Annotated in this window: 22 protein-coding genes, 4 tRNA genes and 1 riboswitch; of the genes, 23 read left to right on the plus strand and 3 right to left on the minus strand. The window is 72.6% G+C overall.

Going from position 1 to position 23,003, the window contains the following annotated elements; all coding sequences use genetic code 11:
- The first annotated feature begins 19 nt into the window (after positions 1 to 19).
- From DNL27_RS06325 to DNL27_RS06345, 5 genes are all read left to right on the plus strand, one after another.
- The gene (locus tag DNL27_RS06325; protein WP_112235030.1) at positions 20 to 1,090 is read left to right on the plus strand and encodes an App1 family protein; all 1,071 of its coding nucleotides are present in this window, start codon (positions 20 to 22) and stop codon (positions 1,088 to 1,090) included.
- 361 nt (positions 1,091 to 1,451) lie between these two features.
- Positions 1,452 to 1,688: a glutaredoxin-like protein NrdH gene (gene nrdH / locus DNL27_RS06330; RefSeq protein WP_012398226.1), complete on the plus strand. Its 237-nt coding sequence runs from the start codon at positions 1,452 to 1,454 to the stop codon at positions 1,686 to 1,688.
- 368 nt (positions 1,689 to 2,056) lie between these two features.
- Positions 2,057 to 2,551: a class Ib ribonucleoside-diphosphate reductase assembly flavoprotein NrdI gene (gene nrdI, locus DNL27_RS06335; RefSeq protein WP_229565607.1), complete on the plus strand. Its 495-nt coding sequence runs from the start codon at positions 2,057 to 2,059 to the stop codon at positions 2,549 to 2,551.
- Positions 2,548 to 4,707, plus strand: coding sequence for a class 1b ribonucleoside-diphosphate reductase subunit alpha (nrdE, locus tag DNL27_RS06340; protein WP_112235031.1), 2,160 nt, complete (start codon positions 2,548 to 2,550; stop codon positions 4,705 to 4,707). The genes nrdI and nrdE overlap by 4 nt, the downstream gene beginning before the upstream one ends.
- A gap of 170 nt (positions 4,708 to 4,877) precedes the next feature.
- Entirely contained in the window at positions 4,878 to 5,831 is a 954-nt protein-coding gene (locus DNL27_RS06345) for an ornithine cyclodeaminase family protein (RefSeq protein ID WP_112235032.1), read from the plus strand.
- 611 nt (positions 5,832 to 6,442) lie between these two features.
- Here DNL27_RS06345 and DNL27_RS06355 read toward each other — a convergent pair.
- The 3 genes from DNL27_RS06355 to DNL27_RS06365 all read right to left on the minus strand — a co-directional run bounded on the left by DNL27_RS06355 (position 6,443) and on the right by DNL27_RS06365 (position 6,755).
- Positions 6,443 to 6,517, minus strand: a tRNA-Val gene (locus DNL27_RS06355).
- A 36-nt stretch (positions 6,518 to 6,553) separates the two neighbouring features.
- Positions 6,554 to 6,624: transfer RNA gene (locus DNL27_RS06360), tRNA-Cys, on the minus strand.
- A 58-nt stretch (positions 6,625 to 6,682) separates the two neighbouring features.
- Positions 6,683 to 6,755, minus strand: a tRNA-Gly gene (locus DNL27_RS06365).
- 287 nt (positions 6,756 to 7,042) lie between these two features.
- On the opposite strand from DNL27_RS06365, the gene DNL27_RS06370 reads away from it, so the two are divergent.
- The 18 genes from DNL27_RS06370 (at position 7,043) to DNL27_RS06460 (ending at position 22,885) form a co-directional block, all read left to right on the plus strand.
- Positions 7,043 to 7,114 (plus strand) — tRNA-Val (locus DNL27_RS06370).
- 216 nt (positions 7,115 to 7,330) lie between these two features.
- Positions 7,331 to 8,248: a cytochrome gene (locus DNL27_RS06375; RefSeq protein WP_112235034.1), complete on the plus strand. Its 918-nt coding sequence runs from the start codon at positions 7,331 to 7,333 to the stop codon at positions 8,246 to 8,248.
- A gap of 48 nt (positions 8,249 to 8,296) precedes the next feature.
- Positions 8,297 to 9,046 carry a peptide deformylase gene (gene def, locus DNL27_RS06380; RefSeq protein ID WP_112235035.1) on the plus strand — a complete coding sequence of 250 codons (750 nt, stop codon included), beginning with the start codon at positions 8,297 to 8,299 and terminating at the stop codon, positions 9,044 to 9,046.
- Between the two features lie 11 nt (positions 9,047 to 9,057).
- Positions 9,058 to 9,981, plus strand: a complete 924-nt coding sequence (locus DNL27_RS06385) for a methionyl-tRNA formyltransferase (RefSeq protein ID WP_112235780.1) — start codon at positions 9,058 to 9,060, stop codon at positions 9,979 to 9,981.
- On the plus strand, positions 9,978 to 11,681 hold the full coding sequence (locus tag DNL27_RS06390) for an RsmB/NOP family class I SAM-dependent RNA methyltransferase (protein WP_112235036.1): 1,704 nt from the start codon (positions 9,978 to 9,980) through the stop codon (positions 11,679 to 11,681). The genes DNL27_RS06385 and DNL27_RS06390 overlap by 4 nt, the downstream gene beginning before the upstream one ends.
- Before the next feature lie 59 nt (positions 11,682 to 11,740).
- A complete protein-coding gene (rpe, locus tag DNL27_RS06395; protein WP_112235037.1) occupies positions 11,741 to 12,406 on the plus strand; it encodes a ribulose-phosphate 3-epimerase in 666 nt (221 codons plus the stop codon).
- 61 nt (positions 12,407 to 12,467) lie between these two features.
- Positions 12,468 to 12,643: riboswitch (FMN riboswitch) on the plus strand.
- Positions 12,644 to 12,787: 144 nt separating this feature from the next.
- Complete coding sequence (gene pnuC, locus DNL27_RS06400; protein ID WP_041297351.1) at positions 12,788 to 13,495, plus strand: nicotinamide riboside transporter PnuC; 708 nt, start codon at positions 12,788 to 12,790, stop codon at positions 13,493 to 13,495.
- Positions 13,492 to 14,964 (plus strand): bifunctional diaminohydroxyphosphoribosylaminopyrimidine deaminase/5-amino-6-(5-phosphoribosylamino)uracil reductase RibD, encoded by a 1,473-nt coding sequence (gene ribD, locus DNL27_RS12435; RefSeq protein WP_239494256.1) that lies wholly within the window; start codon positions 13,492 to 13,494, stop codon positions 14,962 to 14,964. Before pnuC ends, ribD begins: the two co-directional genes overlap by 4 nt.
- 160 nt (positions 14,965 to 15,124) lie before the next feature.
- Complete coding sequence (ribB, locus tag DNL27_RS06415; RefSeq protein WP_112235038.1) at positions 15,125 to 16,546, plus strand: 3,4-dihydroxy-2-butanone-4-phosphate synthase; 1,422 nt, start codon at positions 15,125 to 15,127, stop codon at positions 16,544 to 16,546.
- On the plus strand, positions 16,543 to 17,259 hold the full coding sequence (locus tag DNL27_RS06420) for a GTP cyclohydrolase II (protein ID WP_112235039.1): 717 nt from the start codon (positions 16,543 to 16,545) through the stop codon (positions 17,257 to 17,259). The genes ribB and DNL27_RS06420 overlap by 4 nt, the downstream gene beginning before the upstream one ends.
- Positions 17,256 to 17,723 (plus strand): 6,7-dimethyl-8-ribityllumazine synthase, encoded by a 468-nt coding sequence (gene ribH, locus DNL27_RS06425; protein ID WP_112235040.1) that lies wholly within the window; start codon positions 17,256 to 17,258, stop codon positions 17,721 to 17,723. Before DNL27_RS06420 ends, ribH begins: the two co-directional genes overlap by 4 nt.
- A gap of 66 nt (positions 17,724 to 17,789) precedes the next feature.
- Positions 17,790 to 18,053, plus strand: coding sequence for a phosphoribosyl-ATP diphosphatase (locus DNL27_RS06430; protein ID WP_112235041.1), 264 nt, complete (start codon positions 17,790 to 17,792; stop codon positions 18,051 to 18,053).
- A gap of 74 nt (positions 18,054 to 18,127) precedes the next feature.
- Complete coding sequence (gene hisG / locus DNL27_RS06435; RefSeq protein ID WP_112235042.1) at positions 18,128 to 18,973, plus strand: ATP phosphoribosyltransferase; 846 nt, start codon at positions 18,128 to 18,130, stop codon at positions 18,971 to 18,973.
- 75 nt (positions 18,974 to 19,048) lie between these two features.
- On the plus strand, positions 19,049 to 19,813 hold the full coding sequence (gene hisF, locus DNL27_RS06440) for an imidazole glycerol phosphate synthase subunit HisF (protein ID WP_112235043.1): 765 nt from the start codon (positions 19,049 to 19,051) through the stop codon (positions 19,811 to 19,813).
- Complete coding sequence (hisI, locus tag DNL27_RS06445) at positions 19,813 to 20,193, plus strand: phosphoribosyl-AMP cyclohydrolase (protein ID WP_112235044.1); 381 nt, start codon at positions 19,813 to 19,815, stop codon at positions 20,191 to 20,193. The genes hisF and hisI overlap by 1 nt, the downstream gene beginning before the upstream one ends.
- Before the next feature lies 1 nt (position 20,194).
- Complete coding sequence (locus DNL27_RS06450) at positions 20,195 to 21,745, plus strand: anthranilate synthase component I (protein WP_012398245.1); 1,551 nt, start codon at positions 20,195 to 20,197, stop codon at positions 21,743 to 21,745.
- A 34-nt stretch (positions 21,746 to 21,779) separates the two neighbouring features.
- Positions 21,780 to 22,511 (plus strand): Trp biosynthesis-associated membrane protein, encoded by a 732-nt coding sequence (locus DNL27_RS06455; protein WP_112235045.1) that lies wholly within the window; start codon positions 21,780 to 21,782, stop codon positions 22,509 to 22,511.
- Between the two features lie 128 nt (positions 22,512 to 22,639).
- Positions 22,640 to 22,885, plus strand: coding sequence for an HGxxPAAW family protein (locus tag DNL27_RS06460; protein ID WP_058954847.1), 246 nt, complete (start codon positions 22,640 to 22,642; stop codon positions 22,883 to 22,885).
- Positions 22,886 to 23,003 lie beyond the last annotated feature (118 nt).

The raw sequence follows: 23,003 nt of genomic DNA on the forward strand, positions 1-23,003 counted from the left end.
CTGTGGAACACTGAGAGCCATGGCGAAGAACACCGGTGCAGGGGAGCTGCTGCCGTCCGTGGACCAGGTCACGGAGCAGGCCATCAACCTCGGTTACCGCTTCGACCAGAAGCTGCAGCGGTGGCGGCAGGGGCGTGCGGTGCAGCGGGGGGACATCCCCACCATGCTCGCGTTCGACGGCTACGGCAGTCCCCGCTACGTCCGCGCCCTGGGGCGTGTGCTGCTCAAGACCCGCTCGCTGGTGGGCGAGACCGACGACGCCGCCGAGTCCATCCGCGGGTGGCGCTCCTTCTCCTCCGTCCCCTACGCCTTCGCGCACGTGAACGTGTGGCTGGGGGACCACGAGTTCCACTTCGTGGCGGACAAGGGGGGCGTGATCGACGTGGACCTCAACGTCTCCATGGCCCCGGGGGTGCACACCATCTACATGCAGGCGGAGGGCTCGGACGTCACCGAGGCCACCATCACCGTGGTCTCGGACCAGCAGCACCTGGGTGTCGTGTGCGACGTCGACGACACCGTGATGGTCACGGCGCTGCCCAGGCCCCTGCTCGCGGCGTGGAACTCCTTCGTGGCCAACGAGCACGCCCGCACCCCCACCCCGGGGATGTCCACCATGATGGACCGGCTGCGACGGAGCCACCCGCACGCCCCGTTCCTCTACCTCTCCACGGGGGCGTGGAACGTGGCCCCCACGCTGCGCCGCTTCCTCACCCGCAACGCCTACCCGGCGGGTGCGCTGCTGCTCACGGACTGGGGGCCCACCACGGAGCGGTGGTTCCGTTCGGGCGCACAGCACAAGGTGCAGAACCTGCAGCGTCTGGCCACCAACTTCCCGCACGTGAAGTGGATCCTCATCGGGGACGACGGTCAGCACGACCCGCAGATCTACTCGGGCTTCGCCCAGCGCCACCCGGAGTCCGTGGCGGCCATCGTGATCCGCAACCTCTCACCCACCGAGGCCGTGCTCGCCGCGGGCGCCCGCGTCTCGGACCGGCACCAGGTCACGGTGCCCGAGGGCGTGCTGTGGCTCGAGGCCAACGACGGCGCCTCCATCTCGGACCAGCTGCGGGACGCCGGGCTGCTCTGAGCCCGCTCCGGCAGGTGCGCCCTGCCCGTCCGGAGGGCCGCTGCGCCCACCCGGCCGTGCGCCCGCAGCGGCGGCCGAAAACTTTTTCGGTGAGTTCCGGAACAGCTCTTATCCACACCGACCGCGGCGCGGACCGCGGGATCACGCGGTCCGCGCCGCCCCGTCCTGTGGACAACACGGGGGAAAACACGCGACCCCCTGTGGAACACGTGACCACATCATGTTGGGTGTCCTGTCCATGTGCGCCACTAGATGTAGTATTGACGCAGATGTTCAATCGTCTGGCGCACCACCCGGTTCACGAGCCCCACGGCCCCGGGAACGCCGGAGCAAAAGGTACTTCCCGCAAGGAGAATGGGCTATGTCAGTCACCGTGTATTCCAAGCCGTCGTGCGTCCAGTGCAACGCCACCTACCGTGCCCTCACCAAGAAGGGCATCGACTACACGGTGGTGGATGTCACCGAGGACACCGCCGCGTACGAGCACGTGGTGGGTCTGGGCTACCAGCAGGTCCCCGTGGTGGAGACCGGTTCCGAGCACTGGTCCGGGTTCCGCCCGGACAAGATCAACTCCCTGGCCCTGCTGCTCTCCGCCTGAGCCGAGCACCGGGCCGGACGCCACCGCCCGGCCCTCGGGCGGCACCACTGACCGGCTGCCCGCCCACCGGCCCCGCGCTCGTTCACCGGCGGGGCTCGCTCACCGGCAGGACTCGCACCAGCCGCCACCCGCGCAGCCGGTCGTGGCGCATCCAGCTCCCTCGCCCGCTCGTGGACCGGTCGCCGGGAACCGGCCGCGCACCGACCGGCGGCTCACCGGTCACCGTCCGACCGTTGCCCGGTCGGACACCGGAGACCGGCCGGCCCCGGGAGGCGGTCCCGGCAGACGGTTCCAGGACCCTGCCGGGAACCGCTCTCCGCACGCACGATCCCCGGACACGATCCCCCCAGAATCGAAGTGATCCGCCCATGAGTGCTCTTGCCTCGGTTCTCGCCCGGGCGAAGGAGCGGGAACACGATCGGAATCCCGCGCCGGCGGGGGAGGACGCACCCCTGGTGGTGTACTTCTCCTCCGTCACCCGCAACACGGACCGTTTCATCGCCAAGCTGCCGGTGCGCTCCATCCGGCTGCCCCTCAGGACGTCCGAACCCCCTCCCCGGATCGAGGAGCCGTTCGTGCTCGCTGTGCCCAGCTACGGTCGCCCCGGGGGAGCGGGATCGGTCCCCCCGCAAGTCGTCAAGTTCCTCAACGACGCCCCCTCTCGGGCCCACCTCAAGGGTGTGATCGGAGCGGGCAACACCAACTTCGGGCCGCTGTTCTGCGTGGCCGCGGAGAAGGTGGCCACCAAGTGCCAGGTCCCCCTGCTGTACAAGTTCGAGCTCATGGGCACGGACGAGGACGTCGAAAAAGTCACCCAAGGATTGGAAGAGTTTTGGCCAGCATTCACGAAACCCCGGGAGTGAGCGTCGAGCCCGGTCACGAGGATCCCACGTGCCCCGAGCAGTACCGGGGTCTGGGCTACCACGAGCTCAACGCCCTGCTGAACCTCTACGACGCCGAGGGCAACATCCAGTTCGAGGCGGACCGTCAGGCCGCGCGGCAGTACTTCCTGCAGCACGTCAACAAGAACACCGTGTTCTTCCACGACCTCGAGGAGAAGCTCAAGTACCTGGTGGACCACCAGTACTACGAGGCCGAGGTGCTTGAGAAGTACAGCGTGGAGTTCATCAAGGAGCTGTCCAAGCAGGCGTACGGCTACAAGTTCCGCTTCCAGACCTTCCTGGGCGCGTTCAAGTTCTACACGTCCTACACGCTGAAGACGTTCGACGGACAGCGCTACCTGGAGCGCTTCGAGGACCGCGTGGTCATGGTCTCCCTCTACCTCGCGGACGGGGACGAGACCCTGGCGAAGCGTCTGGTGGGCGAGATCATCTCCGGTCGCTTCCAGCCGGCCACTCCCACGTTCCTCAACGCGGGCAAGAAGCAGCGCGGCGAGCTGGTCTCGTGCTTCCTGGTGCGCTTCGAGGACAACATGGAGTCCATCGGGCGCAACATCAACTCGGCGCTGCAGCTGTCCAAGCGCGGCGGCGGTGTGGCGTTCGCGCTGACGAACCTGCGCGAGTCCGGTGCGCCGATCAAGATGATCGAGAACCAGTCCTCGGGCGTCATCCCGGTCATGAAGCTGCTGGAGGACTCGTTCTCCTACGCGAACCAGCTGGGGGCCCGTCAGGGCGCGGGTGCTGTGTACCTGCACGCCCACCACCCGGACATCCTCAATTTCCTGGACACCAAGCGCGAGAACGCGGACGAGAAGATCCGCATCAAGACCCTCTCGCTCGGCGTCGTCATCCCGGACATCACGTTCGAGCTGGCGAAGAAGAACCAGGACATGTACCTGTTCTCGCCGTACGACGTGGAGCGCATCTACGGAATGCCCTTCGCGGACGTGAACGTGAGCGAGAAGTACCACGAGATGGTGGACGACTCTCGGATCACGAAGACCAAGATCAACGCCCGCGAGTTCTTCCAGACCGTCGCGGAGGTGCAGTTCGAGTCCGGCTACCCGTACATCATGTTCGAGGACACGGTGAACCGCGCCAACCCGATCGACGGCAAGATCATCATGTCCAACCTGTGCTCCGAGATCCTGCAGGTCTCCGAGCCCTCGGTCTACAACGAGGACCTCACCTATGCGGAGGTGGGCAAGGACATCTCGTGCAACCTGGGGTCCATGAACATCGCCATGGCCATGGAGTCCCCGGACTTCGGGGCGAGCATCGAGACCGCGATCCGCGGCCTCACCGCAGTGTCGGACATGTCCAACATCGACTCCGTGCCCTCGATCCGCCGCGGCAACCAGATGTCCCACGCGGTGGGCCTGGGCCAGATGAACCTGCACGGGTACCTGGCCAAGGAGCACGTGTTCTACGGTTCCGAGGAGGGCGTGGACTTCACGAACATGTACTTCTACGCCGTGACGTACCACGCGATCCGGGCGTCGAACCTGATCGCCAAGGAGCGCGGGGAGTCCTTCGTGGGCTTCGAGAAGTCCGACTATGCGAACGGCACGTACTTTGACAAGTACGTCGACGGCACGTGGGAGCCTGCGACCGCCCGCGTCCGCGAGCTTTTTGCGCGCGCCGGTGTGGCGCTGCCCACCGCGCAGGACTGGCGTGAGCTGCGCGAGAAGGTCATGGCGGACGGGATGTACAACCAGAACCTGCAGGCCGTGCCGCCCACGGGTTCCATCTCGTACATCAACAACTCCACCTCCTCGATCCACCCGATCGCCTCGCGCATCGAGATCCGCAAGGAGGGCAAGCTGGGGCGCGTGTACTACCCGGCGCCCTTCATGAATGACGAGAACCTGGAGTACTTCCAGGACGCGTACGAGATCGGCTTCGAGAAGATCATCGACACGTACGCCGCGGCCACGCAGCACGTGGACCAGGGCCTGTCGCTGACGCTGTTCTTCAAGGACACCGCCACCACGCGGGACATCAACCGGGCGCAGATCTACGCGTGGCGCAAGGGCATCAAGACCATGTACTACTCGCGGATCCGCCAGCTGGCGCTCGAGGGCACAGAGGTCGAGGGCTGCGTGTCCTGCATGCTGTGACGCGCCGTCGTCGTCGGTGAGCACGGGGGACGACGCCGCCGCGTGGCGTCCCCCGGGGGCCTCGCCCTGCTCCGCTGCCCCGTTCGACCGGCCCGTCGTGCGGGGCAGCGGCGTCCCCGGGTTCGCCGAGCGCGCGCCCGCCCGTCCCACCACTTCAGGAGAAACCCCGCATGACCCAGCCCCAGCAGAGCACCTCGGAGAGCACACCGCGGTGGTTTACCGCCCGGCAGATCCTCGACGCCGTGAGTCCGCGGCGGGCCCGCGAGCTGCTGGCCGAGACCCTGCGGAGCGGTTTCCGCCCCGAGGAGGATCCCGCCCGTGACAACGTGGCGGCGGGGGAGGGCCAGATGCTGCTCATGCCCTCCGTGCTGGGGCCGTGGAGCGGCGTCAAGGTGGCCTCGGTCTCCCCGGGCAACCCGCAGCGGGGCCTGCCACGGATCCAGGCGACCTACCTGCTGCTGGACACCGCCACCCTCACCGTGCGCGCCATGATGGAGGGCAACGCGCTCACCACGCTGCGCACACCGGCGATCTCCGCACTGGCCGCCGAGCACCTGGCGGCCCCGGGGGCCCGCACCCTGATGGTGTTCGGCACCGGTCCGCAGGCGCTGTCCCACATCGAGGCGTTCGCGGACGTCAGGGCACTGGACGAGGTGGTCGTGTGCGGGCGGTCCCCGGAGAAGGTCGAGGCGGCCCTCGAGCACGCACGGTCCCTCGGGCTGACGGCCCGTGCGGGTGACGCGGACGAGGTGGGCTCGGCGGACATCGTGGTGTGCGCGACCTCGGCGTCCCAGCCGCTGTTCGACGGGACGCTGGTCCGGGACTCAGCGTGCGTCGTCGCCATGGGATCCCACGAGCCCGGCGCCCGGGAGCTGGACGACGCACTGATGGAGCGCGCCCAGGTGGTCGTGGAGGACCGCGGGACCGCGCTGCGGGAGGCGGGGGACGTGATCCAGGCAGTCGCCCACGGGGCGCTGCAGGAGGACGCGCTCGTGCCGCTCGCGGACGTCGTCGTGGGACGCACGGCCGTGGCCGAGGACCGGCCGCGCGTGTTCAAGTGCGTGGGGATGAGCTGGCAGGACCTCGCGGTGGCGGCCGGCGTGCTGGAGGCCGCGGCCGACTGATCGCCGCCCGGCTGGACGCGGGGCCACGGAACGCCTGACGACTGGACGCCGGGGCCACCGAACGCCCGCGGCCGGAGGCGGCCGGGCCGCGTCGTGCCCGCCCCGCTCACGCCTCCCCGGTGGGAGCGGCGCGGGGTCTGCGGTACGCCCGGATGATGCTCGCACGCCCTTCCGCCACGAGCGCGGCGATGCGGGCCCTGGTGACACTGATCGACGACCCGCGGCGCCCGGTGGTGGACTGTCTGGAGGTTGCGCAGGCGATCTCGGCGGGATTCCCCGCCGCGCCCTGCCCGGACCGCCCTGCTGCGTCCGGGGAGCCGGCGAACGAGGAACCCCTCGTCCAGGACCTGTTCGTTCAGCTGGGGTGACCGGCGAGGGCCCCAGCACGAGGCCACGCCGTCGAACAGCGCGGCGGGAACGGAGGCCCCCTCCAGGGAGGTGGTGGTGCGGCGCGCCATGCTGGGGATGGTCGGCTACGACTGGCTCACCCGGATCCTGCGGGCCCTCGGTCACGCATCGCACTCGATGGGCGGCGCCGGGCCGTGGGAACCGCGGCCGAACATGCCCCGGGCATGAGAAAACCCCGGAACATCGGTTCCGGGGTTTTTCTCTGGTGCGCGATACTGGGATCGAACCAGTGACCTCTTCCGTGTCAGGGAAGCGCGCTACCGCTGCGCCAATCGCGCTCGCCGTCCAGTGCACTGGACGGGGTGGTTGCACCGAGGTGGAGACGGGATTCGAACCCGCGTAGACGGCTTTGCAGGCCGCTGCCTAACCACTCGGCCACCCCACCGGGGACCAGATCCTTGGAGGACAGGGTCTCAGGTCTCGACCAGGGGTCGAAAACTGCGAGCGGACGACGGGAGTCGAACCCGCGACCCTCACCATGGCAAGGTGATGCTCTACCAGCTGAGCTACGTCCGCATTGTTGGTCATCCGGTCCCCGGCGATGCCGTGTTCCGTTCTTCCGAGCGGAAACATTATCACAGGTTCTCGCGCTTCCCGCCTGCTGCGACTTCCGGTCGTTTCCGTCCGGTGGGCCTGGCCTGCGGGGCGTTGCCAACGAGGAAGAACACTACCCACACCCGGGGGCCCGGGCAAATCGGGGTTCGGTCCGCGCCGACGACGGTGGGGCGGCCGGGGTTCCGTGGGACATCCGGGTCGGATTTGCCGATCCCGGATCATGTGTTCTAGAGTTTTCAACGTTGCAAGCGCGATTGGCGCAGCGGTAGCGCGCTTCGTTCACACCGAAGAGGTCACTGGTTCGATCCCAGTATCGCGCACGGAACGACGAGAAACCCGGTCCCGGAAGGGGCCGGGTTTTTTCGTGCCCGCACCCCCGTTCGGCTCCGCACCCCGTTCGGCTCCGCACCCCGCTCCGGCCCGCTGCGCCGGCCCCGCGCGCTCGGTGACGGGGGCACCCGCCCGCGCCGCGGCGTCGTCGTCCGGGGCCGGGCTGCGCGCTGTCCGTGTCTGCGCGCGTTCCTACGCTGGATCCCATGACGCAACCTCGTTTGGCCCAGTCCACGCCCACCGGTCGCATGTACGCGCGCAGGGAGGGCGGGGATCTCGAGGTGCCCTCCATCACCACGATCATCGGCTGCGAGGCGAACGACCTCGGCGGCTGGTACGGCTACAGCGCGGCCCAGGCCCTGGCCACGGACCCGCAGCTGCCGGAGGCCCTGCGGGACTCACGCCGCCGCCGTGCCCTGGTCAACCACGCGGCCAAGGCCGCCGAGCGCCACCGGGACCAGGCCGCGCAGCGCGGTGACCGGGTGCACGACTACTGCGAGCAGCTGGCCCTGCGCGCCATGGGGCGCGAGCACGACGTGGAGCGGGCCCGTGCGGACCTGGAGGAGCACCACGAGGCGCGGTTCGCGGACAGCGCGGACCAGTGGTGGGAGCTCTACCGCCCGGAGCCGCTGGCCGCGGAGATCACGGTGTGGAACTCCGCCGTGGGCTACGCCGGAACCCTGGACCTCGTGGCGCGGATCGGCGGGAAGGTGTGCCTGATCGACTACAAGACCAAGGGCACGGACCGTACCGGGCGCGTGAAGGCCCCGGACCCCAAGGTGGTCACCCAGCTCGTCGCGGGCCTCAAGGCCGAGGAGTCGCTCGTGGACGCCGCCACCGGGCAGTGGGAGCCGTGGCCCTACGGGGATGCGGAGGTCCTGATGGCCGTGGCCATCGGCGAGACGGAGGCGCTGAGCGTCCAGGCGGTGGGCGAGCACCTGCCGGCCCACTGGTACAAGTTCTGCGCGCTGGCCAAGGTGTGGGCCCGCGCCGCGCAGCTGGAGGCGGCCGGCCCGCAGCTGCGCAGCATCGCCCCGCCGCCGCTCGAGGGTCGGCCCACGGGCCGGGTGTCCGCACCGGTGGGCACCGCGGCCCGGACCGTGGCCGGGCCCGCCGTAGACTGAGGTCCGCTGTTCGCACCCGCCCCATCCACGCTAGGAGAGCATCAGACGGTGAGTATTCTGCGCATCCGCACCATCGGGGACCCGGTGCTGCGGACCCCGGCCCAGGAGGTCACGCAGTTCGACGAGTCCCTGCGCACGCTCGTGCGGGACATGGTCGAGACCATGTACGCCGTGGGCGGTGTCGGCCTGGCCGCGCCCCAGGTGGGAGTGGGGCTGCAGATCTTCACGTGGGGCATCGAGGGGGACGAGGGCCACGTGGTCAACCCCCGGTTGAGCGTGGGCCACGAGCCACAGGACGGCGGGGAGGGGTGCCTCTCGGTGCCCGGCCTCTCCTACGAGACGCCCCGTATGGACAGCGCCACCCTCACGGGCGTGGACATGCACGGCCGCCCGGTGCGCCGGGACGCCACCGGTCTGCTGGCCCGCTGCTTCCAGCACGAGACCGACCACCTTCGGGGCACGCTCTACGTGGATCGGCTGGAGGGCGAGCACCGCAGGGACGCCATGCGGCAGCTGCGCGGGGAGGCCTTCCGCGCCACCGCCGAGCGGATCGCCCGGGAGCGGGACGAGCAGCGCGGCGTCGCCCCCCGTCCCGCCGGTGACGCGCCACGGGCCACCGGGGCCGCGGCGTCCTCGTTCGTTCGGTCCTCCGACGACGCCGCGGGGCCCGGTTCCGCGTTCGGACGCGCCTCCGGCCCGGGCGCGTCCCGCACACGGCGCGGCGCTTGTTCGTCCGGCGGCGCACCGCGCGCGCAGCACGGGGCCGAGCAAACCCGACGCCCGGGAGGTGCACGATGAGCGGGACCGCACTGCCGATCGTCTACGCGGGCACCCCGGAGACCGCGGTGGCACCGCTGGAGGCGCTGCACGAGGATCCCCGGATCGAGGTGCGCGCCGTGCTGACGCGCGAGGACGCGCCCGTGGGCCGCAAGCGGGTCATGACCCCTTCCGCGGTGGGGCGGCGCGCCGAGGAGCTGGGCCTGCCCGTGCTCAAGGCCAACCGCGTGACCCCCGAGGTGCAGCAGGCCCTGCGGGTCACGGGCGCCCGGATCGGTGCGGTGGTGGCCTACGGCGCCCTGCTGCCCCGCCCGGCGCTGGAGGTGTTCGAGCACGGCTGGGTCAACCTGCACTTCTCCCTGCTCCCGCAGTGGCGCGGGGCAGCACCGGTGCAGCGCGCGCTCATGGCGGGTGACACCGTGGTGGGCGCCTCCACGTTCGTCCTGGACGAGGGCATGGACACGGGCCCCGTGGTGGGCACCCTTACGGACGAGGTCCGCGAGGAGGACACCGCCGGCACCGTGCTCGCGCGGCTGGCCCGCGAGGGCTCACCGCTGCTCGCGGAGTCCCTCCTGGGGGTGGCCTCCGGGGCGGTGCGTCCCGAGGCCCAACGGGGCGAGCCCAGCGCCGCCCCCAAGCTCACGGGCGCGGACGCCCGGATCACGTGGCAGCACCCCGCGGTGGCGGTCGCGCACCACGTCCAGGGCGTGACACCCGAGCCCGGGGCTTGGACGGAGTTCGAGGGCCAGCGGCTCAAGGTGGACCGCGTGGTCCCCGCACCCGGCGTCACGGGCATCGCCCCGGGTCACGTGGTGATCCGGGAGAAGCGGGTCTACGCGGGAACCGGGTCCTACGCGGTGGAACTGACCCGCGTGCAGCCCGGCGGCAAGAAGCCCATGTCGGCCCTGGACTGGGCCCGGGGCACACAACACAGGGAACAGGTGGCGTTCACATGAGTCAGGACCGCAGCACCCACGGGTCGGGCAGCTCGCAGAACCCTCGAGGCCGCGGCTCCTCGGACCGTCGTGGTCCGTCCAACCGGCGGGGCGGCGCCACGGACCGCCCCGGTGCACCCGGTGACCGTCGCGGCGGCCCCGGCGAGCGCGGTGCCCGCAGCGGTGACCGCCGCGGCCGGGAGAACCGTGACGGGGCGGCGTCGACCGGCTCGCGCCGCAACGCCAAGGGCCACGAGCGCAACCGGCGGGCCCAGCACGAGCGGGCCTACTCCGCGCAGGCGCCGGGACAGCGGCGCCGCCAGTCCGATCCGGCCCGGCTGGCCGCGTTCCGCGCGCTGCGGGCGGTGACCTCCGAGGACGCCTACGGCAACCTGGTGCTGCCCGCGCTGGTGCGGGAGCTGCGCCTGGACCGGCGGGACGCCGCGTTCGCCACGGAGCTGGGCTACGGGGCCATGCGCTTCAGCGGCACGTGGGACGCCGTGCTCGCCGAGTGCGTGGACCGCCCCCTGGAGCAGCTGGACCCCGCGGTGCTGGACGCCCTGCGGCTGGGCACCCACCAGCTGCTGGCCATGCGCGTGCCAGACCACGCGGCGCTCGACGCCACGGTGGGCCTCGTGCGCGGGGAGATCGGGCAGGGGCCCGCCGGGCTCGTCAACGCGGTGCTGCGCAAGGTCGCCCGCCGCAGCCAGGAGGAGTGGTTCGGGGCCCTGGAGGCCGAGCAGCCCGACCGGTGGCGCCGCATGGGCATCCGCCACGCCCACCCCGTGTGGGAGATCCGGGCCCTGCGCCGCGCGCTGCGTGCCAACGGCCGGGACCCCGAGGAGATCACGGCCCTGCTGGAGGCGGACAACGAGGCACCGCGCGTGCACCTCGTGGCCCTGCCCGGGCTCGGGTCCCTGGAGGGTGCGCTCGAGGCCGGTGCCGAGCCCGGGGACCTCGTCCCGGGAAGCGCCGTGAGCGGTGGCGGGGACGTGCACCGCGTCCCTGGCACCCGAGAGGGCGTGGTGCGCGTCCAGGACGCCGGCTCGCAGCTCGTGGCGCGGGTGCTGGCCGCCGCAGACGTCACCGAGGACTCCGGGCGCTGGGCGGACCTGTGCGCCGGCCCCGGTGGCAAGGCCGCACTGCTCGCGGCACTGGCCCACGAGCGCGGGGCCCACCTGCTCGCCAACGAGGTGAGCGAGCACCGCGGTGAGCTCGTGCGCCAGTCCCTGCAGCCCGTGCCCCGCGACGCCTGGGAGATGCGCACCGGTGACGCCCGTGAGGTCCCCGGCTGGCACCCGGGGGGCTTCGACCGCGTGCTCGTGGACGTGCCCTGCACCGGGCTGGGGGCGCTGCGGCGCCGCCCGGAGGCCCGGTGGCGGCGCACACCGTCCGACGTCGCGGACCTCGCGACCGTCCAGCGGGAGCTGCTGCGCGCCGCGGTGGACGCCACCCGCCCCGGGGGCGTGGTGCTCTATGCCACGTGCTCGCCGCACACCGCCGAGACCCACGACGTCCTGCACGACCTGCTGGACGAGCGCACGGACGTCACGGTGCTGGACACGGCAGACCTCGCCGCACGCGCCGCCCTTCCCGGTGCCCTCGACGGCGACCGCGCCGTGCGCCACGAGGTCCCCGGCGGCGGCACGAGCGTGCAGCTGTGGCCGCACGTGCACGGCACCGACGCGATGTACATGGTCGCGCTGCGCCGCACCGCCTGACCGGGGGCCAGCGCGCCCACTCGTCCCGCCCACTCGACCCGCCACGCAGGAGGAACCCCATGACCCGCTGTGACATCCACCCGTCCATCCTCTCCGCCGACTTCTCCCACCTGGGGGAGGAGCTGCAGCGCATCAGCACCGCGGACGCCGCCCACGTGGACGTGATGGACAACCACTTCGTCCCCAACCTGACCCTGGGCCTGCCCGTGGTCGAGCGGCTGCAGGCGGTCTCGCCCGTGCCGCTGGACCTGCACCTGATGATCGAGGACCCGGACCGCTGGGCGCCCGCGTACGCCGAGGCGGGCTGCGCGTCCGTGACGTTCCACGCGGAGGCCGCGGCCGCCCCGGTCAAGCTGGCCCGGGAGCTGCGGGCCGCGGGCGCGAAGGCGGGACTCGCGGTGCGCCCGGCCACGCCCGTCGAGCCGTACCTGGACCTGCTCCCGGAGCTGGACATGCTGCTCGTGATGACCGTGGAACCGGGCTTCGGCGGCCAGAAGTTCCTGGACGTCACGCTGCCCAAGCTGAGGCGGGCGGCGCAGGCCGTGCGCGCGCACGGCGGCACCGTGGCGCTGCAGGTGGACGGCGGGATCACCGAGGAGACGATCGTGCGCGCGGCCGAGGCCGGCGCGGACACCTTCGTGGCCGGTTCGGCCGTGTACGGCGCGGAGGATCCCGGTGCGGCGATCGAGGCGCTGCGCGGCACCGCACGGCGTCACATGGGCTGAGGGCGAACCCCTCCCACCCCGGCCACGGCGCGTGGGTGACGCGTGGCATACTGGCAGGAGCAACGTGTTCCGGGGTCGGTGCAATTCCGAACCGGCGGTGACAGTCCGCGAACCGTGAACGCCGTGCACGCGGGACCCCCTCCGTCCAGGAGGCAGTGGTCCGGCTGGTGCGGGGTGAACGGCCGAACCGGTGGAATTCCGGTGCCGACAGTACAGTCTGGATGGTAGGTACACGTGGGCACCGCGATCCCGCGGCGCATCAGCAGTGCGGGTGGGCCCCTGAGGGTTTTTCCGTGGTGCCGTCCGCCGCACGGCTCCCACCGTGCACGTGCTCCTGACTCCCCGGAACCACTGATTCGTGGCGGGTTGAGAGGAGACACCGTGGACGTCCTGCGTTGGTTGTTCGACGCGCAGCTGCGAGTGGGCGACGGCTTCATCCTGTGGCGCGAGGTGCTCGGCAACGTGTTCGGGCTGCTGTCCGCACTGGGTGGGATGCGCCGGAAGGTCTGGGCGTGGCCCGTGGGGATCGTGGGCAACGCGATCCTGCTGACGGTCTTCCTGGGGGCGGTCTTCGAGACCCCCAATCCCGTGAACCTCCTGGGCCAGGCGGGGCGGCAGATCATGTTCATCGCCGTGTCCGTGTACGGCTGGGTGCAGTGGCGCCGCTCCCGGGGTGCCCAGCAGGAGGCCGTGACCCCGCGCTGGGCCTCGGGCCGGCAGCGCATCCTGCTGGTGGGTGCCATGGTGCTCGGCACCGCCGCACTGACCCCTGTGTTTCGCGCCCTGGGCTCCTACGAGCCCGTGTGGGCCGACGCCTGGATCTTCATGGGCTCGCTGCTCGCCACCCTCGGCATGGCCAGGGGCTGGGTGGAGTTCTGGCTGTTCTGGGTGCTCGTGGATGTAGTGGGCGTGCCCCTGCTGTTCTCCGCGGGCTACTACGCCTCCGGCCTGATGTACCTGTTCTACGGGGGGTTCACGCTCGCGGGCTTCTTCGTGTGGTGGCGCGTCAACACGCGCCAGCGCCGGGCGGCCACGATCGGCACGGGCTTCCCGGACCTGCAGCTCTCGGTGAAGGACGACCGCCCGTGAGCGCCGCCGACGACGCCGCGGGGCCGGCCCCCGCAGGTCCCAGCGGTTCCGCACGGGGTGGGCACGCGCCGTCCTCCGCTGCCGGGGTGGCAGCGGAGGGGACGCCTGATTCGGCCGCCCCCGAGGTGCTGCCCACGGCTGACCGGACGACCCGCGACCGGGCGGTGGACCCCGCGTCCGATGCCACCTTCACGGCCGCCGAGACCGCCGGGATGCGGGCCGCCCTGGCCGCGGCCGCCCGCGGTGTGCGCGGGGCGAACCCCGTGGTGGGCGCGGCCCTGCTGGGACCCACCGGACAGCTGCTGCACGTGGGGCACCACCGCGGGGCCGGCACGCTCCACGCCGAGGTGGACGTGCTCCAGCAGGCCCGTGCGGCAGGGACCCCGTTGGAGGGGTCCACCCTGGTGGTCACGCTGGAGCCGTGCCACCACACGGGACGCACCGGTCCGTGCACGGCGGCCGTGGAGGCGGCCGGGGTGCCCCGCGTGGTCTACGCCCTCGCGGACCCCACGGCCGAGGCGCGCGGGGGAGGGGCGGCACTGCGCTCCCACGGCGTCCACGTGCGTGCCGGGCTCCTCGCCGACGAGGCCCGGGAGCTCAACGAGCGATGGCTGCGCGCCCGGGAGCAGGCCAGACCGTTCGTGAGCCTCAAGATCGCCCAGAGCCTCGACGGCCGGGTGGCCGCGGCGGACGGGACGAGCCAGTGGATCACGGGGCTCCCGGCCCGGGCTGAGGGCCACGCGCTGCGCACCCGGGTGGACGCGATCCTCGTGGGTGGCGGCACGCTGCGCGGCGACGACCCCGCCCTCACGGCACGCGACGCCGAGGGGGCACCGTGTGCACGGCAGCCCCTGCGCGCGGTGATGTCCACCAGGCCGGTGCCCCCGGAGGCGCGAATCCGCGTGGGCACGGCGCACGACCCCACGGCCGCCGACACCGCCTCACGGGGCCCGGTCCCGGGCACGGACGCGGGCTCCGCAGCCCCGACGTGGGGCGCGGCCACCGAAACCTCAGCGCAGGCCCCGGACGCCGAGACCTCGATGCCGGGCCCGGGGGCCGGCTCCCCGTCCCTGGCACCGAGACCGGACGCCGTCACCGCCACTCCCGCCGCCTCCGCCCCGGCCACTTCGGGCCCGGCCGAGGGGCTCGACGGGCGGTTCGTCCACCTGAGCACTCACGACCCCCGGGAGGCGCTCACGCGGCTGCGGGATCTGGGAGCGGCCCACGTGCTCGTGGAGGGCGGGCCCACGGTCGCCGCCGCGTTCCTCGCCGCGGACCTCGTGGACGAGCTGTGGCTCCACCAGGCCCCGCTGCTGCTGGGCGACGGCGCGGCCTCCGTGGGTGCGCTGGGCATCGCGACGCTGGCGGCGGCGTCGTCGTGGCGCGGTGATCCCGTGGGGGTGCAGGACGGTCCCGTCGCGGCCGTGGGCGAGGACCTGCGGTGGCACCTGCGCCCCGCACCCCGTTGACGTCCCACCCGGGTGACGCCGCGCCCCGGTGACGCCCCACCCCGCCGGGACGGCGTGCGCACCGCCCCGCCACCACCGACCACGGCGCCGTTCCACGGCGCCACCAGATCAGGAGGACCGCAGCGTGCCGCCGGCACGGCGAGGTCCGAGGAGAGTGCTCGTGTTCACAGGAATCGTCGAAACCCAGGCCACCGTGGAGCGCGTGGAGCGGCTCGCGCAGGACGCCGCCAGGCTCCACCTGCGCGCGGGGGCGCTGGTCGCGGATCTTCCCCGGGGCGGCTCGCTGGCCGTGAACGGGGTGTGCCTGACCGCGGTGCCCGGCGAGGACGCGGGGGCGGCCACGTTCACCGCGGACGTCATGGGGGAGACCCTGCGCCTGACCACGCTGGGCCGGCTGGGCCCGGGCGAGACCGTGAACGTGGAGCGCTGCACGGCGGCCGGCCAGCGTCTGGACGGGCACGTGGTGCAGGGCCACGTGGACGGCGTGGGCACCGTGGTCCACCGTGAGCGGCACACCGGGTGGGACACGGTGCGGGTCGAGGTGCCGGCGGAGCTCGCCCGCTACACCGCCGTCAAGGGCTCGATCGCCGTGGACGGGGTGTCCCTCACGGTCACGGCGGTCAGTGCACCGGGCGAGTCACCGGCGTGGTTCGAGGTGGGCGTGATCCCGGAGACCCTGCGGGTCACCACCCTGGGGGCGCGGGCCGAGGGCGAGGCCGTGAACCTGGAGGTGGACGTGCTCGCGAAGTACGCCGAGCGCCTCGCGGCCTGCGCGGCCCCGGTGGCGCAGGCCGTGCGGCTCGACCCGGTCCCGGACGCGGTCGCGGCCATCGCCTCGGGGGCCGCGGTGGTGGTCGTGGACGATGAGGACCGCGAGAACGAGGGGGACCTCGTGTTCGCCGCCCAGCACGCGAGCCCGCCGCTCATGGGCTTCACCGTGCGCCACAGCTCGGGGGTCGTGTGCGTGCCCATGACCGGGCCGCGGGCGGACCAGCTGGACCTGCCTCCCATGACCGCGCACAACGAGGACGCCAAGGGCACCGCCTACACCGTGACGTGCGACGCGAAGGTGGGAGTGTCCACCGGGATCAGCGCCCGGGACCGCGCCCTGACCGCCCGGCTGCTCGCCCAGCCGGGCACCTCCGCCGCGGACCTCACCCGCCCCGGCCACGTCCTGCCGCTGCGCGCGGTCCCCGGGGGCGTGCGCGAGCGCCCCGGACACACCGAGGCCGCCGTGGAGCTCGCCCGCCTGGCCGGGTGCGAGCCCGTGGGCGCGATCGCCGAGATCGTCGACGACGCCGGTGAGCCCCGCCGCGCGCCCGCCCTGCGCCGCTTCGCGGACGAGCACGGACTCGTGATGATCAGCATCGCCGACCTCGTGGCCCACCTCGACGCCGCCGACCGCCGCGCCGCTGAGCAGTGCGCGCCCGACCGGGACGCCTCGGACCGGGACGACGTCGCCCGGGAGCGGTCCCGCCCGACCGTGCAGGACCCGCCCGTGGCCGCGTCCGACGCACGGTACGGTGCCGGCCGCGCCGCCGCGGACGCGGTGAGCGGTGCGCAGGGGGGTGCCGGCGCATGAGCCGAGTCCGGAACGGCGTGGGCCGGGGCACCGAGGAACGCGGGCGGCGTCGTGCGGGCGCGGCACCGGGCGGCACGCACGCCCCGGTGCTGGAGCACTCCGAGCCGGTGACCGTGCCCACCGACCACGGCACGTTCTCCGTGGTCGGCTGGCGGGTCCCGGAACGCTCGGGGGCACCCGCGACCGAGCACGTCTCCCTCTCCGCGCCCCCGCCCGCGGGGGAGGAGAAGCTGGCGCCGCTCGTGCGGCTGCACTCCGAGTGCCTCACCGGGGACGTGTTCGGGTCCTGGCGCTGCGACTGCGGACCCCAGCTGCACCTGGCGCTGGAGCGGATCCACACCCACGGCGGCACCGTGCTGTACCTGCGCAACCACGAGGGCCGCGGCATCGGCCTCGTGAACAAGCTGCGGGCCTACAAGCTCCAGGACGCCGGGGCGGACACCGTGGACGCCAACACCATGCTGGGGCTGCCCGCCGAGGCCCGCGACTACACGGCCGCCGCCCGCATCCTCACGGCCATGAACCTCACCACGGTCCGGCTGCTGACCAACAACCCGGACAAGGTCAGCAAGCTCGAGGCCCTCGGGATCACCGTGGCGGACGTGCTCGCCCACGAGGTCAGCCCCCGCACAGAGAACGTCGACTACCTGCGCACCAAGCGCGACCGCATGCACCACCACCTCACCCACCTCGCACCAGGAGAGAACTCATGAGCGGACACGGAGCACCCACCACAGACGCCACGACCCTCGACGCCTCGACGCTGCGCGTCGCAGTGGTCGCCGCCAGCTGGCACACCACCATCATGGACGGGCTGCTCGACGGCGCCCGGCGCGCGCTCGCGGACGCCCGTACCGGGCACGTGGTGCAGGTGCGCGTGCCCGGCAGCTTCGAGCTGCCCGTCGCGGCGAGCCGGCTCGCGGGTGACGTGGACGCGGTGGTCGCGCTCGGCGTCGTCGTCCGCGGGGGCACCCCGCACTTCGACTACGTGTGCCACGCGGCCACCTCAGGGCTCACGGAGGTGTCCGTGCGCACCGGGACCCCGGTGGGCTTCGGGCTGCTCACGTGCGACACCGAGGAGCAGGGCCTGGACCGGGCCGGGCTCGAGGGCTCCCACGAGGACAAGGGCTACGAGGCCGCCCACGCCGCACTGAGCACGGCACTGACCCTGGGGTAATGAGCGGCATCCCCCGGCGGCGGGCCCGCGTTCGGGGCAGGGGGACACACCCATTACCCTGGGAGGGTGAAAACCTTCGAAGACCTCTTCACCGAACTCAGTGCCAAGGCCGCCCGCCGACCGGAGGGCTCCAAGACCGTCGCGGAGCTCGACGCGGGCGTGCACGGCATTGGCAAGAAGGTCGTGGAGGAGGCCGCCGAGGTCTGGATGGCGTGCGAGTACGAGTCGGACGCCGAGGCCGCCGAGGAGATCTCCCAGCTGCTCTACCACGTGCAGGTCATGATGATCGCCAAGGGCATGAGCCTCGAGGACGTCTACACGCACCTGTGAGCCGCCCCGCGAGCCCCCGGGACGCAGCGTCCCGCCGTCCTGCCACCCACACCGCTCCCGCGGAGAGGAACACCATGCTGCGAGTCGCCGTGCCCAACAAGGGCGCGCTGTCCGAGTCCGCCATCACCATGCTCACCGAGGCCGGGTACCGGCAGCGGCGCAGCAGCCGCGAGCTCGTGCTCGTGGACAACGACAACGGCGTGGAGTTCTTCTACCTGCGCCCCCGGGACATCGCCATCTACGTGGGCGGCGGCACCCTGGACCTCGGGATCACCGGACGGGACCTGCTGCTGGACTCCGGGGCCGAGGCCGCCGAGGAGCTGTGCCTGGACTTCGCCCGCTCCACGTTCCGCCTGGCGGGCCCGCTCGGGCAGTTCGGCTCCGTGCAGGACCTGCAGGGCAAGCGGATCGCCACGAGCTACCAGGTGCTGCTGGAGCGCCACCTCGCCGAGCAGGGCGTGGACGCCGAGGTGGTGCGCCTGGACGGCGCGGTGGAGTCCTCCATCCGCCTGGGTGTCGCGGACGCGATCGCGGACGTCGTGGAGACGGGCAACACCCTGAGGGCCGCGGGACTCGAAATCTTCGACGAGCCCATCATGACCTCCGAGGCGCTGCTGATCCGCCGCGGTGACGAACCGGAGCCCGAGGGGCTGAGCGTGCTGCGGCGTCGGCTGCAGGGCGTCCTGGTGGCCCGGCAGTACGTGATGATGGACTACGACATCCGCGAGGAGCTGCTGCCCGCGGCCACCGAGATCACCCCCGGCATGGAGGGCCCCACCATCTCCCCGCTGGGGCGCGACGGTGCCGTGGCGGTGCGCTCGATGGTGCGCAAGGCGGACACCAACAAGGTCATGGACGCGCTCTACGAGGTGGGCGCCCGCGCCATCCTGGTCTCCCCGATCCAGGCGGCGCGGATCTGACGAGCCCCACCGCGCGCCGGGCACGGCGCGGGCGGGACGACGAGCGAGTAACGACGGACGGAAGGGGCGAGGCCCATGGGTGTGGCGGTGCGAGTGATCCCGTGCTTGGACGTGGATGCCGGGCGCGTGGTCAAGGGCGTGAACTTCGAGAACCTGCGGGACGCCGGTGACCCCGTGGAGCTGGCCGCCCGCTACGACCTCGCGGGTGCGGACGAGCTGACCTTCCTGGACGTCACGGCGTCCTCGGGCGAGCGGGACACGATGTTCGACGTGGTCTCGCGCACGGCGGAGACCATGTTCGTGCCCCTGACCGTGGGCGGCGGGGTGCGCACCCCGCAGGACGTGGACCGGCTGCTGCGCTGCGGTGCGGACAAGGCGTCGATCAACACCGCCGCGGTGGAGCGTCCCGAGGTGGTGGACGAGATCACGCGCCGCTTCGGCAGCCAGGTGCTCGTGCTCTCGCTGGACGCGCGGCGCACGGGGAACACGGCCTCGGGCTTCGAGGTCACCACGCGCGGTGGCCGCACGCTCACCGGCCTGGACGCCCTGCAGTGGGCCCGTGAGGCCGAGGAGCGCGGGGTGGGGGAGGTCCTGCTGAACTCCATGGACGCGGACGGCACGCGCGAGGGCTTCGACCTGGAGATGATCTCCGCGGTCCGCGAGGTGGTGGGGGTGCCCCTCATCGCCTCCGGCGGCGCGGGCTCCCCCGAGCACTTCCCGCCGGCGGTGGCCGCCGGCGCGGACGCCGTGCTCGCGGCCTCCGTGTTCCACTTCGGGCCCGACCACGCGATCGGCGACGTCAAGGCGGCCCTGCGCGCCGCGGGCCACGAGGTGCGCTGATGAGCGGCACGCACCCCGCACCCGCCACCGGCGGCCTGGACCCGGAGATCGCCCGGCGGCTGACCCGCGACGCCGCGGGCCTCGTGGCCGCTGTGGTCCAGCAGCACGACACCGGCGAGGTGCTCATGCTCGGCTGGATGGACGACGAGGCCCTGCGCCGCACCCTCACGGAGGGCCGGGTCACGTTCTGGTCCCGCTCCCGCCAGGAGTACTGGCGCAAGGGGGACACCTCGGGACACATCCAGCGGGTGCACTCGGTGCACCTGGACTGCGACGGCGACGCCCTGCTCGTGCGGGTGGACCAGACCGGCGCAGCATGCCACACGGGTTCGCGCACGTGCTTCGACGGGCGGGACCTCCACGCGGAACAGGCGGTCTAGATTGCAGGAGCTCGGCACCATCACCCCCACCCTGGAGCAGTTCCGGGAGCACGCGGCCACGCGCCGGGTGGTCCCGGTGCGCATGACCGTGCTCGCGGACGCGCTGACCCCGGTGGGTCTCTACCGCGCCCTCGTCGCCCGGGACGGGACGGCGCGGCCCGGCACGTTCCTGCTGGAGTCCGCCGCGGAGGGCGGGGTGTGGTCCCGCTACTCGTTCGTGGGTGCGGGCTCCGTGGCCACCCTCACCGCGCGGGACGGGCAGGCGCACTGGCTCGGCGACGCGCCGTCGGGCGCTCCCACGGACGGTGACCCCCTCGAGGCGCTGCGCGCGACCATGGCGCTGCTGCACACCGAGCCGTTCGAGGACGTCCCGCCCCTGACCAGTGGCATGGTCGGCTTCGTGGGCTGGGAGGCCGTGCGGCACTGGGAGAAGCTGCCCCACCCGCCCGAGGACGACCTGCGCGTGCCCGAGCTCGCCATGAACCTGGTCTCGGACATGGCGGTGCTCGACAACAAGGACGGCTCGGTGCTGCTCGTGGCCAACGCCGTGAACCTCAACGGCACGGACGAGAACGTGGACGAGGCCTACCACGACGCCGTGGCGCGCCTGCGCTCCATGGTCCAGCGCCTGGCCACCCCCCTGGAGCGCAGCACGGTCTCCGTGGCGCAGCCGGGGACCGTGGACCTGGAGACCGCCGTGGAGCAGTCCTGGGACCGCGAGCTGTTCATGTCCGCGATCGACCGCGGCAAGCAGGCCATCGTGGACGGAGAGATCTTCCAGGTGGTGGTCTCGCGCCGCTTCGAGGCGGCGTGCGAAGCCAGCTCGCTGGACGTCTACCGCACCCTGCGCCGGATCAACCCGAGCCCGTACATGTACCTCTACTCGTTCGAGGACGCCGAGGGCAGGCCCTACTCGATCGTGGGCTCCTCGCCCGAGGCGCTCGTGACCGTCACCGGTCGCCAGGCCGTGACCCACCCGATCGCCGGCTCCCGGCCGCGCGGGGCCACCGTGGACGAGGACCTCGCCCTGGGCCAGGACCTGCTCGCGGACCACAAGGAGCGGGCGGAGCACCTCATGCTCGTGGACCTCGCACGCAACGACCTCTCCAAGGTGGCCGAGCCCGGCAGCGTGGACGTGAGCGAGTTCATGGAGATCGAGCGCTTCAGCCACATCATGCACCTGTGCTCCACCGTGGTGGCCACGATGCGCGAGGACGTCACCGCGTACGACGTCCTCGCCGCCACGTTCCCCGCCGGGACCCTCTCCGGTGCCCCCAAACCGCGGGCCCTGCAGCTGCTGGACGAGTACGAGCCCCTGCGGCGCGCGGTCTACGGCGGCGTGGTGGGCTACATGGACTTCGCCGGGAACATGGACATGGCCATCGCGATCCGCACGGCCCTGCTGATCGAGGGCCGGGCGTACGTCCAGGCCGGCGGGGGTATCGTGGCGGACTCCGAGCCCGAGGCCGAGGCCCAGGAGTCCCTGAACAAGGCCACCGCGCCCCTGCGCGCCGCGCTGATCGCCCAGTCGCTGCGTCCGCTCTCGCGCTGAGCGCGCCGTCACCGCAACCCCCGAGGAGCACCCCGTGCTGCGTCGCACCGCCCCCGCCGTCCTGAGCACCCTGCTGTGCGCGCTCGCCCTGTTCGGCACCACCACGCTCACGTGGATCCACGCCGCCGTGACTACGTCCCTGCAGCCGGTCACGGTGGACGTCACCGGCGCCGACGCCGCTCCGGCCGTCACCGCCCTGGGTCTCGTCGCCGCCGTGGCCGCGGTGGCCTCCGCCCTCGGCGGGCGCGTGCTGCGCACCGTGGTGGGCGCCGTCGTGGCACTCGCGGGCGTGGGCGGCGTCGTCGCCGTGCTGGCGGTGACCGCGGATCCCCGCGCGGCCGCGCAGCCTGCGGTGGGCCGCCAGACCGGCGTGCTCAACGCCGGCGGGGACTACACCATGACGGGATGGCCGTGGGCTGCGGTCGCGGCCGCCGTGCTGCTGGCCGTGTGCGGCGTGTGGCTCGTGCTCGTGGCCCAGCGGGTCCGCGGTCGCGCCTCCCGGCGCTACGACCGGGGCGCCCCGGCCGTCAACGAGTCCGTGACGTCCCCCACCGGGCCCGACCCCGCGGACGCGCCGGGGCGGAAGGGCGCCCCGAGCGCCGGGCCGGGGTCCACCGCGGCGGGGACGGCGGCGTCGGCCACCGGGGGTGCGCCCGACGCGGCGGCGCCGAGCACCGCGGGGGAGACCCAGGCCGCCGAGCACGCGGACGACATCGACACGTGGGACGCCCTGACCCGCGGCGAGGACCCCACCGGGGACGCGTGAGCCGCGCGGTGCCCACCGAGCGCCCCGGGAAGTGGCACAATGGGCGCAGAGAAGACTCGGACCCCGCTGCACGCGGGTCCGGCACAGCACGAGCCGCAGGCTCGACCGGCACGGGAGAGTGGACACGCATGTCGAACACCGATCAGATCATCCTGGACCACACCGCCGCGGTGGGTCACGGCAACACGGTGGCCGGATGGGCCTGCGTGGCGGTGATGACCGTGGGCGTCATCGTGGGCTGCGTGGGATTCGTCAACGCCTCCGTGGCCGTGACCGTGGTGGGCATCGGCTTCATCGTGGTCGGGCTGATCGTGGGCGGGGTGCTCAAGGCCATGGGCTACGGCAAGGGCGGCGCCAAGACCGCCGCGCACTGAGCCCGCGCCACTGATCAGCGGCGCGGCCAGGATCGAAGTCACCGGATGACGGCCAGTTCCTCGAGCGGGGAACTGGCCGTTGCCATCAGTGCGGCGCGCGTCTGCGGACGCGCGGCCG

It is taken from the genome of Kocuria sp. BT304 (assembly GCF_003290245.1).
Classification (GTDB): Bacteria; Actinomycetota; Actinomycetes; order Actinomycetales; family Micrococcaceae; genus Kocuria; species Kocuria rhizophila_A.